Source organism: Streptomyces sp. NPDC093568 (genome assembly GCF_044764945.1).
Classification (GTDB): Bacteria; Actinomycetota; Actinomycetes; order Streptomycetales; family Streptomycetaceae; genus Streptomyces.
Genome location: NZ_JBIWJD010000002.1, coordinates 608,427 through 624,070, shown reverse-complemented (window position 1 = coordinate 624,070; position 15,644 = coordinate 608,427). Strand labels below are relative to the sequence as shown.

General features: G+C 72.0%; 13 protein-coding genes and 1 pseudogene. 7 read left to right on the top strand and 7 right to left on the bottom strand.

Annotated features, from left to right (window positions below; genetic code table 11):
- Position 1: 1 nt before the first annotated feature.
- The 3 genes from ACIRD7_RS12265 to ACIRD7_RS12255 all read left to right on the top strand — a co-directional run bounded on the left by ACIRD7_RS12265 (position 2) and on the right by ACIRD7_RS12255 (position 4,882).
- The gene (locus ACIRD7_RS12265) at positions 2-2,404 is read left to right on the top strand and encodes a GTPase (RefSeq protein WP_403452664.1); all 2,403 of its coding nucleotides are present in this window, start codon (positions 2-4) and stop codon (positions 2,402-2,404) included.
- Positions 2,405-2,697: 293 nt separating this feature from the next.
- Positions 2,698-3,171: a single-stranded DNA-binding protein gene (locus ACIRD7_RS12260; protein WP_403452663.1), complete on the top strand. Its 474-nt coding sequence runs from the start codon at positions 2,698-2,700 to the stop codon at positions 3,169-3,171.
- A gap of 280 nt (positions 3,172-3,451) precedes the next feature.
- Positions 3,452-4,882: a Cys-Gln thioester bond-forming surface protein gene (locus ACIRD7_RS12255; RefSeq protein ID WP_403452661.1), complete on the top strand. Its 1,431-nt coding sequence runs from the start codon at positions 3,452-3,454 to the stop codon at positions 4,880-4,882.
- A 272-nt stretch (positions 4,883-5,154) separates the two neighbouring features.
- On the opposite strand, the gene ACIRD7_RS12250 is transcribed toward ACIRD7_RS12255, so the two are convergent.
- From ACIRD7_RS12250 to ACIRD7_RS12240, 3 genes and pseudogenes are all read right to left on the bottom strand, one after another.
- A complete protein-coding gene (locus tag ACIRD7_RS12250) occupies positions 5,155-5,448 on the bottom strand; it encodes a hypothetical protein (RefSeq protein ID WP_403452659.1) in 294 nt (97 codons plus the stop codon).
- Positions 5,449-5,579: 131 nt separating this feature from the next.
- Positions 5,580-5,772 (bottom strand): annotated as a pseudogene (locus ACIRD7_RS12245) (hypothetical protein); the annotation flags it as partial.
- Complete coding sequence (locus ACIRD7_RS12240) at positions 5,772-6,272, bottom strand: DUF6928 family protein (protein ID WP_403452658.1); 501 nt, start codon at positions 6,270-6,272, stop codon at positions 5,772-5,774. The pseudogene ACIRD7_RS12245 and the gene ACIRD7_RS12240, both read right to left, overlap by 1 nt.
- A gap of 307 nt (positions 6,273-6,579) precedes the next feature.
- Here ACIRD7_RS12240 and ettA point away from each other — a divergent pair, with 307 nt between their 5' ends.
- The 3 genes from ettA to ACIRD7_RS12225 are packed head-to-tail and all read left to right on the top strand — an operon-like array spanning position 6,580 to position 9,344.
- Positions 6,580-8,244: an energy-dependent translational throttle protein EttA gene (ettA, locus tag ACIRD7_RS12235; protein ID WP_403452656.1), complete on the top strand. Its 1,665-nt coding sequence runs from the start codon at positions 6,580-6,582 to the stop codon at positions 8,242-8,244.
- Positions 8,245-8,250: 6 nt separating this feature from the next.
- Entirely contained in the window at positions 8,251-8,679 is a 429-nt protein-coding gene (locus tag ACIRD7_RS12230; protein ID WP_403452654.1) for an acyl-CoA thioesterase, read from the top strand.
- Entirely contained in the window at positions 8,676-9,344 is a 669-nt protein-coding gene (locus ACIRD7_RS12225; protein WP_403452652.1) for a hypothetical protein, read from the top strand. Before ACIRD7_RS12230 ends, ACIRD7_RS12225 begins: the two co-directional genes overlap by 4 nt.
- Before the next feature lie 72 nt (positions 9,345-9,416).
- Here ACIRD7_RS12225 and ACIRD7_RS12220 read toward each other — a convergent pair whose 3' ends face one another.
- Complete coding sequence (locus ACIRD7_RS12220) at positions 9,417-9,830, bottom strand: globin (RefSeq protein ID WP_403452651.1); 414 nt, start codon at positions 9,828-9,830, stop codon at positions 9,417-9,419.
- A gap of 124 nt (positions 9,831-9,954) precedes the next feature.
- On the opposite strand from ACIRD7_RS12220, the gene ACIRD7_RS12215 reads away from it, so the two are divergent.
- Positions 9,955-10,941, top strand: coding sequence for a methyltransferase domain-containing protein (locus tag ACIRD7_RS12215; protein WP_403452649.1), 987 nt, complete (start codon positions 9,955-9,957; stop codon positions 10,939-10,941).
- A gap of 253 nt (positions 10,942-11,194) precedes the next feature.
- On the opposite strand, the gene ACIRD7_RS12210 is transcribed toward ACIRD7_RS12215, so the two are convergent.
- The 3 genes from ACIRD7_RS12210 to ACIRD7_RS12200 form a co-directional block, all read right to left on the bottom strand.
- Positions 11,195-12,667 (bottom strand): FHA domain-containing protein, encoded by a 1,473-nt coding sequence (locus ACIRD7_RS12210; RefSeq protein ID WP_403452647.1) that lies wholly within the window; start codon positions 12,665-12,667, stop codon positions 11,195-11,197.
- A 104-nt stretch (positions 12,668-12,771) separates the two neighbouring features.
- Positions 12,772-14,118, bottom strand: coding sequence for a VWA domain-containing protein (locus ACIRD7_RS12205; protein ID WP_403452645.1), 1,347 nt, complete (start codon positions 14,116-14,118; stop codon positions 12,772-12,774).
- 96 nt (positions 14,119-14,214) lie between these two features.
- A complete protein-coding gene (locus ACIRD7_RS12200; RefSeq protein ID WP_403452643.1) occupies positions 14,215-15,642 on the bottom strand; it encodes a protein phosphatase 2C domain-containing protein in 1,428 nt (475 codons plus the stop codon).
- Positions 15,643-15,644: the final 2 nt, after the last annotated feature.

Here is a 15,644-nt window from a genome sequence, read left to right as displayed (position 1 = left end):
GGTGACCGCCGTCACTGACCATGACCACACCGAACACGCCGACCAGCAGCAGGAGGACCGCGTCACCAAGGACGACGATCGCGTGAACGACACCCCTGTGGAGGGCGCCGTGAACGGCCTCCCTTCGGCCGACAGCCGCGCGCCCGGTGACCAGCCGGGCGAGAGCGAGGACTCCGTGGCCGCCGACGAGCCGGACAAGCGCAAGCTCTGGAAGAAGCTGGCCAAGTGGGACAGCAGATCGATCGACGGCCACGCGCGCGTGGAGGCCGACGCCCCGCCCCGGCGCGCGGACACCCCCGACTCGGGCGACAGCCGTCAGGGTGACAACGGCACACGATCCCCGCGCGTGACCGTGCCCGACCCCGGCGTCCGCGACACGACTCCCGAATCCAGCGGTCGTAATGAAGCCCCTGAGAGGACCCAGAGGGCTGCGCGGGCTGAGCGGACCGAGAGGGCGGGCGTCGCCGAGAGGCCGAGCCAGTCGAGCACGTCCAGCAAGGCGAGCACCCCGGCCCGTCATACGGCCCCCTCCTCCCGTACGGAATCCACTCCCCGTACGGAATCCCCCTCGCGCACAGAGACCCCTTCCCGCGCAGAGTCCCCCACGCGGAAAGGCCCCTCCAGCAAGGCCCCTTCCCACAAGGCCCCCTCCCACAAGCCCCCCCAAACCGACCCCGCTCCCGACCCGACAGACCCCGCAACCCCCTGGGACGACGGCCTGATCGCCCGGCGCGTGAGCGAGAGCGCCCCCGCCGAGCAACCCGCCCTCGTGGAGCCCAGAGCCTCCACGGCACCCCAGACGGCGGCCCCGCTCGCGTACGACGGAGCGCTGCGGTCGCGGCTCGACGCGTTGCGGGAACTGGTCGGGCTCTCGCGCACGCGGCTCGACGGCAAGACGCTCGCCGAGGCGGGCCGGGTGCTCGACGAGGCCTCGGCGCGGCGCAGGCTCTCCGGGCAGCACACCGTCGTCGCCATCGCGGGCGCCACGGGCAGCGGCAAGTCGCAGCTGTTCAACGCGCTCGCGGGCGTCACCATCTCGGAGACGGGCGTACGACGCCCGACGACCGCCTCGCCCCTCGCGTGCAGTTGGAGCGACGGCGCGGCCGGCCTCATCGACCGGCTCGGCATCCCGCCCCGGCTGCGCAGGCGTCCCGCACAGAACGCGGCCGCCGACGGGCAGCTGCGCGGGCTCGTCCTGGTGGACCTGCCCGACCACGACTCCGCGGCCGTGCAGCACCGCGAGCAGGTGGACCGGGTGCTGGCACTCGTCGACGCGGTCATCTGGGTCGTCGACCCGGAGAAGTACGCCGACGCGGTCCTGCACGAGCGCTATCTGCGGCCCATGGCCGGGCACGCCGAGGTCATGTTCATCGTCCTCAACCAGATCGACCGGCTGCCCGGGGAGGCCACCGACCAGGTCCTCGACGACCTGCGGCGGCTGCTCGACGAGGACGGCATCGCCCTGGGCGAGCACGGTGAACCGGGTGCCGCGGTGCTGGCGCTGTCCGCGCTCACCGGGGACGGCGTCGGCGAACTGCGCGAGGCGCTCGGCGAGTTCGTGGCGGAACGCGGGGCGGCCGCGCGCCGGATCTCGGCGGACGTGGACTCCGCGGGGCTCGGGCTGCGGCCCGTGTACGCGGCGCGGCGGCGACCCGGGCTCAGCGAGGAGGCGCGGGACGAGTTCTCCGCCAAGCTCGCGGACGCCATCGGCGCCACCGCCGCGGGCGAGGCCGCCGAACGGGCCTGGCTGCGCAACGCCAACCGCGCGTGCGGGACGCCTTGGCTGCGGCTGTGGCGCTGGTACCAGGACCGGAGCGAACCGCCGACGGGACGCCTGTCCCCGCGGACCCAGACGGACGAGGAGGCCACCGCGCGCCAGCGCGTCGAGCAGGCGGTGCGTACGGTCGCCGACCGAGCGTCGGCCGGGCTGCCCACGCCGTGGGCGCAGGCGGTGCGGGAGGCGGCCGTACGGGGCGCGCAGGGGCTGCCCGAGGCGCTGGACGAGCTGGCCGCGCGGGCCGGGCTGCCGCCGGGACGGCCGCCACGGCCGGGCTGGTGGCCGGCGGCCGTGCTGGTGCAGGCCGCCATGACGATTCTTCAGATCCTCGGCGGGCTCTGGCTGGTGGGGCAGATCGTCGGCGTCATGGAACCCAACCTGGGCATGCCCGTGCTGCTGATGACGGCCGGCATCGTCGGCGGTCCGCTCGTCGAATGGAGCTGCCGGATGGCCGCACGGGGGCCGGCGCGACGGTACGGCACCGAGGCGGAACGACGGCTCAGAGAGGCGGCCGCCGGGTGCGGACGGGCCCGGGTCCTCGATCCGGTGGCGGCCGAACTGCTGCGGTACCGGGAGGTTCGGGAGCAGTACGGCCGGGTGATGGGGGTGGGGGCGACAGGGAGGTGAGGTGACGCGCCGGCTGGGCGTTTCGGTCACCCGTGCGGGTGGCGGAGTTGTCCACAGGCGGGCGCTGATCCACAGGGCTCTGCGGGCTCGGCTCGACGGAGGCAGTCTGGCTTCGCGGCGATCACGACGGACGTGGTCGACCGCGTGACGGCGGCACACCCGGAGGTGTCCGGGGTGCGGCCGTCATGTCGGACGCAGCCGTACGGGACGGGCCCGTACGTGCAGCCGTACGGGACGGGCCCGTACGTGATTCCGCCCGGCCGGAGCCGTGCCGGGCGAGGGAGGGGTTCGTGATGAACGAGACGATCATCTGCGCGGTGGGGAATGTGGCGACCCAGCCGGTGTACCGGGAACTGCCGACGGGACCGTCCGCCCGTTTCCGGCTGGCGGTGACCTCGCGCTATCTGGACCGGGGGAAGAACGAGTGGACCGACGGCCACACCAACTTCTTCACGGTCTGGGCCAATCGCCAGCTCGCCACCAACGCCGCAGCCTCGCTGAACGTGGGCGATCCCGTCGTGGTGCAGGGCCGGCTCAAGGTGCGCACGGACGTACGGGAGGGGCAGAACTGGACCTCGGCGGACATCGACGCGCTGGCGATCGGCCACGATCTGGCGCGCGGCACAGCGGCCTTCCGGCGTGCTCCGAGGCCGGACGCGATGGCCGCCGCGACCGCACCCGCGCAGCCGGGCCCCGAGCCCGACTGGGAGACGCCACCCGCCGACGCCGATCGCCAACCGGCCCAGGAACCAGCGATGGTGACGTGACGTCAGTCACTCACACGGCCTGACCGAACTGCGGCTTATCGACGAATGCGTACCGAACGACCCCGGTGGATTTGTCGATAAGCCCTGCTCGTAAGGGATCTTGGCGATAACGATTCCGAGTCGGATCGGCCCTGCGACGGGATCACGGGGAAGCGTGCTGTGCCGCCTCCCTAGGATGCCGGGCATGGCTCTCGGGGCTCTTGAGGGCTCCTGGCACTTGAAGAATCTGCTGGTGGGACCGTCCCCCCACGTCAACGGGTCCTGCTCGAAGGGGAATTCTGTGTTTGCTGCGTTCTCAGCGCTGTCGGCACGCGGGCGAGGGGCGGCACGTCTCGCCGCCGCGACCCTGGCGTCCGGGCTCGTCGCCGCCACGGTGCTGGCAGGCGCCGGCACGGCCGCGGCCGCGCCGGCTGCCGACGCGGCAGCGCCGAGCCACGGCGGAGCGACCGCCACCATAGGCGGCCTGAAGACGTACGGCGCCGCGGTCGTCCACTCCGACGCCGGCGACCAGGAGATCTCGGCCGGCCTCTTCGAGATGTCCGTCGACGGGGGCGGGATGCTCCAGACGTACTGCGTCGACATCCACAACCCGACCCAGCGCGACGCCAGGTACCACGAGACGCCCTGGAGCGGGACCTCGCTGGGCGCCAACAAGAACGCGGGCAAGATCCGCTGGATTCTTGAGAACTCCTACCCGCAGGTCAACGACCTCGCGGCGCTCGCCGCGAAGGCCGGCGTCAAGGGCGGCCTCACGGAGCAGGACGCTGCGGCCGGCACCCAGGTGGCGATCTGGCGCTACTCGGACAACGTCGAGGTCGACGCCGTCGGCCCGCAGGCGGAGAAGCTCGCGGACCACCTGGAGAAGAGCGCCCAGAACGTCGCCGAGCCGCAGGCGTCGCTGACGCTCGACCCGCCCGCGGTCTCCGGCCACGCCGGTGAGCGGCTCGGGCCGGTGACGGTGCACACCAACGCGGAGAGCGTGACGCTGACGCCGCCCGCGGACGCCGCCACCAGCGGGGTGCGGATCGTGGACCAGGACGGCGCGCCCGTCACGACCGCCGCGGACGGCGGGCAGGTGTTCTTCGACGTGCCCGAGGACGCCGCGGACGGCCAGGCCGAACTGACCGTGCAGGCCTCGACGACCGTGCCGGTGGGCCGTGCCTTCGCCGCCGAGAGCCGCAGCCAGACGCAGATCCTGGCCGGCTCCAGCGAGTCGACGGTCTCGGCGACGGCGAGCGCGAGCTGGGCGGAGACCGGGGCGATACCCGCGCTGTCCGCCGTGGAGAACTGCGACAAGGGCGGTGTCGACATCACCGCCGCCAACGAGGGCGACGCGCCCTTCACCTTCGAACTGCTCGGGATCGAGTACAGCATCCCGGCGGGCGAGTCGCGCACGGTGACCGTCCCGCTCCAGGAGGACCAGGCCTACGACTTCACCATCGAGGGGCCCGGCGGATTCGAGAAGCGGTTCGCCGGAGTACTCGACTGCATGACACAGGCCGGCGAGGCCGACCAGGCGGGCACCATCACCCAGACCGTCGGCGAGCCGAGCCCGGCGACGGTCGGCACGGTCGACGACACCAACCTCGCCGCGACCGGCGGCTCCAGCATGACCCCCCTGATCGCGGGCATCGCCATCGGCCTGGTCGTGATCGGCGGCGCGGCGCTGGTGGTCGTACGCAAGAGGGAAGCGGCGGCGCAGCAGCGGTAGCCGGGAACAGGGGCGCACCTTCGGCGCCGGTTTCCGTCAGAACATCGGTCAGGGCCCGATCCACGAGAGCGGATCGGGCCCTGACTTCCGGGGCGCCGGTGCGGCTTGGCAGGTCTCGGTGCGCTGTCTTCGGCGGAACAACCCAGGGGCCGCCCGTCACGGCCCGTACTCCACCGGTAGGTCACGCCTGGGGCGCACCGCTCCGCACCGCCCCACGTCTCACACCGGGAGGGCGTGAGACGTGGTCAGAAATCCCCGTTCTGAGGCGGGGTTCAGAAGGCGCTGTTGTCGCAGCCCATGGTCGAACCGAGGTGGGTGGCCTGCGCGCCCGGGTCACCCTCGCCGTTGAGCGCGCTGCCGAGCGCGCCGTTGAGGATGCCGACCTGGCCGAGGACGTCGAGGTTCAGGTCGTGCGACTTGCAGTTGGAGCTCTGCAGCACGCTGACCTTGTCTCCGCCCTTGCCGCCGTGCCCGTCGAGGCCCTGGGCGGTCGCCGTGCCGGTGCTCAGCAGGCCGACGCTGCCAAGGGCGACGACCACGACTGCAGCCTTCTGAAGCTTGTGCATGTCATCTCCGATGGAGTGAAGTGAGTGCGATCTGTGCGAGATCGACTTCGTACAGTTACGAGAGGTTAATCGGAAAAGTATGGATATGTCCGGACGACGCGCCGGGCGAGAACCGTGACGTCAAGGATCTGTCACGAGGCCTCAGCGGAGTCGCAGAGGAGCACGGCTTTCCGTCCAGCATCCCCAGTCACAACATGAGGGGCGTTTCGGGTTCGGGCTTCGCTGGACGGCAAGAGGTGTGTGTACATGCGGAGCGTGAATCCCGGTCGCTGTGGCCGAGGTAGAGGCGCAGGGCCTTGATGTCCATCCGGCGTCCAGGAGGACTACGGTTCTTCTTCCTCGCCGGGCCAGGGGACGATGTCCGCCGGGCGGTCTCCCGCCCAGTAGGGCAGTTCGAAGGGGAGCGGCTCGCCGATGTTCTCGATGATGCCGCTGTCCGGGGACAGGCTCAGGGAGCGGACGAGACGTCCGTCCTCCCACACGGCGAACGCGAGCCAGTCGACGACGCTGTGCATGGCGTGCAGGACGAGCCGTCGGCCGACGCTTGCGGCCACGAGCTGTTCCGGGAGCTCGGATGGGGCGTCGATCATCGCCCTTTGATCGCCGATGACATCCACGCCCGGCCAGCTGGCTGCGTACGCCATCCCCTTCGGGGGGTACACGCCGTCCCAGAGATTCGAGCCCTCGCACTGCTCGATCTCGCAGGTCGGATAGAGCCGCCGCATCATGGCGGCCGTCCGATCAAGCTCCGCCGCCCCCACTCGACGCAGCAGCTCCGGCACGTCGCCGTCGGCGTACACCAGCAATCCCGTCTTGGCGCCCAAAGCCCCTCCCCAGAGCGCTGCCCTCGATGGTGGGCGCACCGTATACGTACGCGCTGACAACGGAGGTGTTCTCAGCTGACATGCCCGGCTGGGCCGTCCGTGGGCCGTCCGTGGGTCGCCCTGGGCCGTCCGAGGTGCCCCGAGGCCACCCGACGGCGACCGGCGATGACCGTCGAGGGACAGTCGCCAGCAGCGAAACCCCAGGTCACAGCCCCCCACTCATACGCGTTTCCCCCCAGGGGTAGCGGTCGGGCAAGATGGGGTGTATCTGCCCACTGCCTGATTTCAAGCTGCCGGACGGTTTCTCTTGGCTGAGTTCATTTACACCATGCGCAAGGCGCGCAAGGCGCACGGCGACAAGGTGATCCTCGACGACGTCACCCTGAACTTCCTCCCCGGAGCGAAGATCGGCGTCGTCGGCCCGAACGGTGCCGGTAAGTCGACCGTTCTGAAGATCATGGCGGGCCTCGAGCAGCCGTCGAACGGTGACGCGTTCCTGTCGCCCGGTTACAGCGTCGGGATCCTGATGCAGGAGCCCAAGCTGAACGACGAGAAGACCGTCCTGGAGAACGTCCAGGAGGGTGTCGCCGAGGTCAAGGGCAAGCTCGACCGGTTCAACGAGATCGCCGAGCTGATGGCCACCGACTACTCCGACGCGCTCCTCGACGAGATGGGCAAGCTGCAGGAGGACCTCGACCACGCCAACGCCTGGGACCTCGACGCCCAGCTCGAGCAGGCCATGGACGCGCTGGGCTGCCCGCCCGGCGACTGGCCCGTGGTCAACCTCTCCGGTGGTGAGAAGCGCCGCGTCGCGCTGTGCAAGCTGCTGCTGGAAGCGCCCGACCTGCTGCTGCTCGACGAGCCCACCAACCACCTCGACGCCGAGTCCGTGAACTGGCTGGAGCAGCACCTCGCCAAGTACGCGGGCACCGTCGTGGCCATCACCCACGACCGGTACTTCCTCGACAACGTCGCCGAGTGGATCCTCGAGCTCGACCGCGGGCGGGCGTACCCCTACGAGGGCAACTACTCCACGTACCTCGAGACCAAGCAGACCCGTCTGAAGGTCGAGGGGCAGAAGGACGCCAAGCGTGCGAAGCGTCTGAAGGAAGAGCTCGAATGGGTTCGGTCCAACGCCAAGGGGCGGCAGGCCAAGTCCAAGGCCCGTCTCGCTCGCTACGAGGAGATGGCCGCCGAGGCCGAGAAGATGCGGAAGCTGGACTTCGAGGAGATCCAGATCCCGCCGGGCCCGCGACTCGGCAGCATCGTCGTCGAGGTCAACAACCTCAACAAGGCCTTCGGCGAGAAGGTCCTGATCGACGACCTCTCCTTCACGCTGCCCCGTAACGGCATCGTCGGCGTCATCGGCCCCAACGGTGCCGGCAAGACGACCCTCTTCAAGATGATCCAGGGTCTCGAGACCCCGGACTCCGGCTCCATCAAGGTCGGCGAGACCGTCAAGATCTCGTACGTCGACCAGAGCCGCGAGAACATCGACCCGAAGAAGACCCTGTGGGCCGTGGTCAGCGACGAGCTCGACTACATCAACGTGGGTCAGGTCGAGATGCCGAGCCGCGCCTACGTGTCCGCCTTCGGCTTCAAGGGCCCCGACCAGCAGAAGCCGGCCGGCGTCCTCTCCGGCGGTGAGCGCAACCGCCTGAACCTCGCGCTCACCCTCAAGCAGGGCGGCAACCTGCTGCTCCTCGACGAGCCGACCAACGACCTCGACGTCGAGACGCTCTCCTCGCTGGAGAACGCCCTGCTCGACTTCCCGGGCTGCGCCGTGGTCGTCTCCCACGACCGGTGGTTCCTGGACCGGGTCGCCACGCACATCCTCGCCTACGAGGGCGAGTCCAAGTGGTTCTGGTTCGAGGGCAACTTCGAGTCGTACGAGAAGAACAAGATCGAGCGGCTCGGCCCGGACGCCGCCCGCCCGCACCGCGCCACCTACAAGAAGCTGACCCGGGGCTGATCGATCTTGCGCCACATCTACCGCTGCCCGCTGCGCTGGGCGGACATGGACGCGTACGGCCACGTCAACAACGTGGTCTTCCTCCGCTACCTGGAGGAAGCCCGTATCGACTTCCTGTTCCGTCCTGAGAAGGACTTCAAGCAGGGGTCCGTGGTGGCGCGCCACGAGATCGACTACAAGCGGCAGCTCGTCCACCGGCACCACCCGGTGGACATCGAGCTGTGGGTCAGTGAGATCAGGGCCGCGTCCTTCACCATCACCTACGAGGTGAAGGACGACGACCTCGTCTATGTCCGGGCCTCGACCGTGGTCGTGCCGTTCGACTTCGAGGCGGAACGGCCGCGCCGGATCACCGCGGAGGAGAAGGAGTTCCTCCGGGAGTACATGGACGACGTGGCCGACGGAGCCGACGAGGAGGAGGCCGTCGCCGCATGACGGTCCTCCACCTCGCCGACGAGGGGGAGGCGGCGGATCTCGCGGCCTTCCTCTCCCGGCTGCTCCACTACGACCGTGGGGCCGCGGTGCGCCTCCAGGCGGCCGGCACCGCACTCGCCGTCTTCGGGCGGCCGCCGTCCTTCGAGGTGCTGGCGATCCGCGCGGTGCGGCTGGCGAAGCCGTACGAGAACGGGCTCGACGTCACGCTCGACGTGACCGTGTCTGCCGGAGAGCTCCTGGAGTCCGTCGACGAGACGGCGGCCACCGCCGCCGTGCCGGACGCCGTGACCGGCCCGCCGTGGGCCGGGGTGCTCCCGCCGCGCGGCGGCTGGCGGCCGGTGCCGGGGCTACCCGCGCCCGACGCCCTGCGGGCCATGGTGGGCGCGGGGGTCGCGGAATTCCGCTCGCGCACACAGGAGTTGGCGGAGGAACGGCGTACCCGCACCGAACTCGACCGGCTCGGGCGGGAGATCTGGTCCCGGACCGTCGGCGACACCCATCTGCCGGTACGGGCCGTGCACGCGGCCCAGTCGCTCGGATTCCTGCGCGCCACCGGCGAGTTGGCGCTGCTCTCGTCGGGCGCGTGGCTGCGGCTGCGCACGCCCTACGGGTCGATCGCGGTACGGCGTGGGGGACTCGGCGCGCTCGACGTCAGCGTCCGCTGACGGCCACGGCCGCCGTCACACCGGCGGCCGTCGCGGCGCGCACCGCCCGTACGTCGTTCCGTGCCCGGGGGCTCAGCCCGCCGTGTTCACCATCGACGCCGCCGCGTACGTGAGGTAGCTCCACAGCGTCCGCTCGTGCTCCTCGGAGAGGCCGAGCTCGTCCACCGCGTCGCGCATGTGCTTCAGCCAGGCGTCGTGCGCCGCGCGGTCGACGGTGAAGGGGGCGTGGCGCATCCGCAGGCGCGGGTGGCCGCGGTTCTCGCTGTACGTGGTCGGGCCGCCCCAGTACTGGATCAGGAAGAGGGTCAGGCGCTCCTCGGCCGGGCCCAGGTCCTCCTCCGGGTACATGGGCTTCAGCAGCGGGTCCTCGGCGACACCCTGGTAGAAGCGGTGGACGAGGCGGCGGAAGGTCTCCTCCCCGCCGACCTGCTCGTAGAAGGTCTGCTCCTGAAGCGTGCCGCGCCGAATCTCATTCACACCCCCCATGGTCTCAGACGCGGCGACCGAGGACTCCAGGCTTAGGACCAGCCCACCCGCACCCCGAGTGACGCGTTCCGGATCGTCCGGCGAGGCGCTCGCCTCCTCTCGCGTCGCGCAGGACAGTGGACGTATGAGCGCGCACGCTCTCGACAGGGACCTGGAAGACCTCGCCGCCTCGGCGCGGGCCGAGCTGGTGCGCCGGATCGAGGCGAGCGGGGCGTGGGCCGGCGACCCCGTGTGGCGGGCCGCCTTCGCCGCCGTGCCCCGGCATCTGTTCGTGCCGTACTACTACGTCGGCGTCGTGGGCGGATACGAACGCCGCTGGGGACAGAGCCCCGACCCGGCCGCGCGCGAGCGCTGGGTGCGCGGCGCCTACGACGACACCCCGCTGGCCACCCGGCTGCGCGACGGCGAGCTGCTGTCCTCCAGCAGCCAGCCGTCCCTGATGGCGATGATGCTCGCCGCGCTGGAGGTGGCGGACGGCGACCGGGTCCTGGAGATCGGCGCGGGCACCGGCTACAACGCCGCCCTGCTCGCCCACCGGCTCGGCGACGACGATCTCGTCACCACCATCGATCTGGAGCCCGAGATCACCGAGTCGGCGCGCCGGCATCTGGCCGCCGCCGGGTACCACCCGGCCGTCGTCACCGGCGACGGCGCCCGCGGTGTGCCCGAGCGCGCCCCCTTCGACCGCGTCATCGCGACCTGCACCCTGACCTCGATCCCGCGCGCCTGGCTCGCCCAGTGCCGCCCCGGCGCCCGCGTCCTGACCCCGCTCGCCACCGGCCTGCTCGCCCTCGTCGTCCGGGACGCCGAGCACGCCGAGGGACGCTTCCTGCACACGCCCGCGTACTTCGTGCCGCTGCGCGGAGGCATCCCGCACGGGGCGGACCCCCCGCACCTGGGCGGGCTGCCGCGCCGGGCCAGGGAACACGAACTGTTCCGCTTCCTGCTCGCCCTGACCCGCGGCAGCCTCGACCCGCAGGACGCCTACACGCTGTGGGAGCACGAGGGGCGGCCGCAGCGGGAGCGGTACGGGATCACCGTGCGCGGCGAACACGAGTGGGCGTGGCTGGACGACCCCGACGGGCCGTACGCGTGGTCGCTGCCGGGCTGAAACACCGCGAGGGGCCGTACGTACGGGCAGGTCCCGCCGTACGTCCGACCCCTCCCGGGATCGAGAACCAGGGCCTGTCGTTTGGATCATGCCGGCGTCGCGGGGTCTGGCACGCCCATCTGCGGCGTTGTCGTCACTCGCCGACGCTCCGCGTCGACTCCCTCCTCCGCCTTGCAGCTGCACGCACCAGACCCCGCTCGGGTCGGTTGAAAGGCGCCGCACCTCACAGCCGGCCTGATCCAAACGACAGGCCCTAGCCGCGCCGGATCGTGATCGTCGTCCACGCCCCGACGTGCACCCGGTCGCCGTCCTGCAGCGGCACCGGCACGAACGGCTGGATCGGCTCCTCGGAGTTGTTCACCGTGGTGCCGTTCGTCGAGTTCTGGTCGACGACCGCCCAGGTGCCGTCCGGCTGCTGGACCAGGACCGCGTGCTGGTGCGAGACGCCCGGGTCCTCCGGCGGCACCGACAGGTCGATGTCGGGGGTGTCGCCGGTGGAGTGCCGGCGGCGGCCGATGGTGACCTGGTTGCCGGTGAGCGTGCGCTGCTGCTCGGGCGAGTACGCGGGCAGGTTCAGGCCCGCGGCCTCGGGGCCGGAGCGCTGCATCATCGCCATGAAGTAGTCGCGGTCCGGGCCGATGGTCGCCAGCCAGGTGGCCGGGCCGGCGTGCTGCTGCGGGTAGCCGGGGCCGGGAGGCGGCGGGGCCTGGGTCGCGCCGGGCTGCGGATAGCCGTAGCCGCCCTGAGCGGGGGCGCCCGGGCCACCGGGACCCGACGACGGCGGGGAGATCACCCAGTCGTCGTCACCGCCGCCGAAGGACGGGCCGCCCGGCTGCGGACGGGGCGGCTCCTGCCCGAACCCGGGCGGGGCCGGCGGGGCACCCGGACCGGGGCCGGCCGGCTGGAACGCCTGCGGGGCACCGCCGGTCGCACCCGGGCCGCCAGGAGCACCCGGACCACCGGGGCCGCCGTGCGGGGTCGGGCCGGGCGGAGGCGGAACCGAACGCGAGGGGTCGCCGCCGAAGCCCTGACCGGGGCCGCCGGGGCCACCGGGACCACCGGGGTTGGTGTTGCCCGGACCGCCGGGGCCCGCACCGAAGCCGCCGGGGCCGCCGGGACCCTGACCAGGTCCGCCCATGCCACCGGGCCCGCCATGTCCACCGGGACCCTGACCGGGGCCGCCAGGCCCACCGGGACCGCCGGGACCACCCTGGCCTCCCCGACCCGTCGGATCGGCGCCGAACGGCGGAATCGGTTCCGCCGGCCGGTTCACCTGGGACGGGCGCGAGCCCTGGTACTCGTACGAGTCACCGCCGCCGAACGACGGCGGGGGACCCGACTGCTGCTGGAAGTGCGACGGCAGCCCCGGGCCGCCCGGCGCCGGCGGGCGCGGTGCGGCGGGGGTGTACGACGTCGCCGTGTTGGTCAGGAAGTTCCACCGGCACTCCTCGCAGAACGGCGCACCGCCCTCACGGGGCGTGCGGCACTGCGGGCAGAGCTCCGGCTCCGGTACGGCGGAAGGGTGCGGGGGACCGCCCGGCTGACCGGCGTTCGGGCCGCCGAACGGGCCACCGGGAGCCGGGCCACCGGGGGGCGGGAAGCCGTAGCCACCGCCGGGCGGGGGCGGCGGCGGAGGGGGCGGGGGTACGGCACCGGCCATGCGGTGACCGCAGACCTCGCACCAGTCGTCGGAACCCGACTGGTGTCCGTTCGGGCAGGTCGGCATGTCGGCGCTTCCCCCTCTCCTTTTCCGGTCGTTTCCGACCGGATTTCTCCAACCCCAAGGGGTCAGGCTCGATCTTTTGTAGTCCTGCTACAGGTCCTGCTAGGTCACTTCTTTACACGAACAGTCTTTGTGGACCGTGTCTCGAGAGTCATCTCGTCGGCCTCCGCGACCTTCGCCTTCAGTCGCACAGTACCCGTCGCGGCATCGACCACGTCCACCACCTTCGCAAGGAGTTTCGCCGTATCCGCGTTTCCGGAGGCACTGGCGAGCTGAACGGCCCGGCCCAGTTTGGCCGTTGCTCCATCCATATCTCCGGCTTTGCGAAGATCGAGCCCTTGTTGAATGGCTTGTGCCAGTTCGGCCTGGCCGGTGTAGTGGGCGACCTGAGGGTTGATCGACGTCGAGGCGACCATGTCGTCGGTCCATACGGCCCGTACGAGCCCCTGCGCGCCCAAGGTCCCCGCGGTGCCGTCGGGTTGCGGGACGACCAGCGAGACCCGGGCCGCGAGCATCTCCCGGCCGATCTCCGCGGCGGGAACCTCGACGCAAACGTGGTAGTCGCGGGACTCGTCGCCCCAGGAACCGGTGGGATAGTCACCGGCGCGCGGGCCGGCCTCGGTGCGCCGGTCGGTCAGGTCCTCGACCGTCGGCGCGACCTGCTTGACGAACTTGATGGCCGTGCCGACCGGCGTCCACAGCCGCAGGGCGACGTCCGCGACCTCCTTGCCCATCGCCGTCTCCATCATCTGCGTGAAGTCGGCGGCCAGGCCGGCCGGATCGGCGACGATGTCGGCGCTGCCGAGCAGTGCGGAGGCGATCGCTGTGACTTCTTTCACTTCCCAGTCGGTGCCCACGCCACGGGCGTCACAGGTGAAACGTCCGGCGCAGGAGTCGAGCGCGGCCTTGAGGTCCTGCGGCGACTCGTGTTCGTTGCGGCCGTCGGTGAGCAGGATGCCGTGCCGGATGGCGACGTCCGCCGAGGACAGCAGCCGGTCCGCGAGCCGCAGCCAGGTGCCGATGGCCGTACCGCCGCCCGCGCTGAGCCTGCGCAGCGCCTGTTTGGCCTGGTCGCGGGTAGTGGCGTCGGCCACGGCGAGGCGGCCGCCGCCCGGATACACCTCCTTGGCCACGTGTGTGCCGCCGATCACCGCGAAGTGCACTCCGTCGCGCAGGGTGTCGACCGCGGCGGCCGTGGCGTCGCGGGCGTTGCGCATCTTGGTCGGCGGGTAGTCCATCGAGCCCGAGCAGTCGACCATGATCGCCACGGCCGCCGACGGGCCCTGCCCCGGTGCGTACAGATGGGGCGCGGCGACCGCGCTGCCGATCGTGCCGCCGCCGGTCGCGGTGACCGTGACGATCGCGTTGACCTCGCGGCCGCCCTCCGGCAGGTACTCGTTCTGGTACACGTCCACCGAGAACTGCGGCGCGCTTGATTTCGAGAAGTTGGCCATACGTTCTCAAATCCCCCTAAAGAACCCCGTGATGGGGCCATGGCTGTCGACGGACCGGTCCCCTCCGGTCCGATGAGGCCGTCCCCGCAGTTGGCCTCAGGCCGATCCTGCCCCCATCGGCGGCGCCGGGAACGGCAGGACGGCCACTGTTACGTTGTCGTGGCCCCCGCCGTCGAGCGCGTGTCCGACGAGCACCTGGGCGCTGTGCAGGGGGCGCGCGGCGGCGTCGAGGGGCACGACGTCGGCCATGTCCTCGGCCGCCTCCGCGTAGTTCCACAGCCCGTCCGTGCACACCACCACTACACCCGGCCGGTCCGGCTTGAAGGAAGCGGTGTGCGGCTCCAGTTCGTAGGCGTCCGCGCCGAGCCAGCCCGTGATGGCGTGGGCGCGCTCGTCGGCGTACGCCTCGGCCTCGTTCATCAGGCCCGCGGCGACCATCTGTGCGGCCCAGGAGTCGTCCTCGGTGAGCCGGGCCGGCGGAGTGCCGCGGTCCACCGGCACCCAGTAGGCGCGGCTGTCCCCGACCCAGCCGACGACCAGCAGGCCGGCGGTGACCACGGCGCCGACGAAGGTGCACGCCGGCGCGTTCTGGTGCGGGGCGTGCTCGCGGGCCGTGGCCGGCTCGGCGGCGAGCGCGTTGACCGCGTTCGAGGCGGCGATGATCGCGTCGTGCATGGCCTGCTGCGGATGCGTGCCGCGCGGCAGGGCGGCCAGCAGTGACTCGCTCGCGGCCCGGGACGCGGCCATCGAGGCGTCGTCCGGGCGGGTCGCCGAGGAGACGCCGTCGCAGACGATCGCCAGGACCGCGGGACGGCCGTCCGGCAGCGCGGTGCAGTTGACGGCGAACGCGTCCTCGTTGCGGTGGTGGCGCAGGCCGCGGTCGCTGACGGCGGCGACCGGGCCGGCGTCCTGCTCCATGTGGTCGCGCTCGCGCGGCTGGGCGTGCCCGCAGTTCTCGCAGTACCCGTCGTGGTCGACGCGGCCCGCGCGGCAGGCCACGCACACCTTGATGCCCTCGGGCGGGGTCGGCACCTCGGCGGCGATCCGCGGGTCGGGCGCCTGCAGCGGGTACTCCTCGGGCTCCGGCGGCCGGTCGAACCGCACGCCGGAGGCCGGGGAGACGGGCGAGCCGGCCGGTGCGGGCACGGTGGGTCCCGCCGGGGCCGACGGCTGCTGCGGACCGGCGGGTCCGGCCTGGCCGCCCGGGGCCGGGTAGCCGTCCGGAAGGCCGGGGCCGGCTGCCGGTGCGGGCGGGGGCGGGGGTGCCTGCGGCGGCGGGGGCGGGTCCGCGGGCAGCCGCGCGGGCGCCGGGATGCCGGAGCCGTCGGGCGCGACGGGCCAGTCCATGCCGGGCGCGCCGGCCGCGGGGGGCGGGGTCGTGCCGTTCAGGGCGATGGTGGGGTGGTCGTCCGGCCGTACGGGCACGGCGGACAGGTCGTATCCACACGCACCGCAGAAACGGTCACCCGACTCGAGCGGCCATTCGCAGCTCGGGCAGGCGGACAACTGGGGCATCTGCGACATCA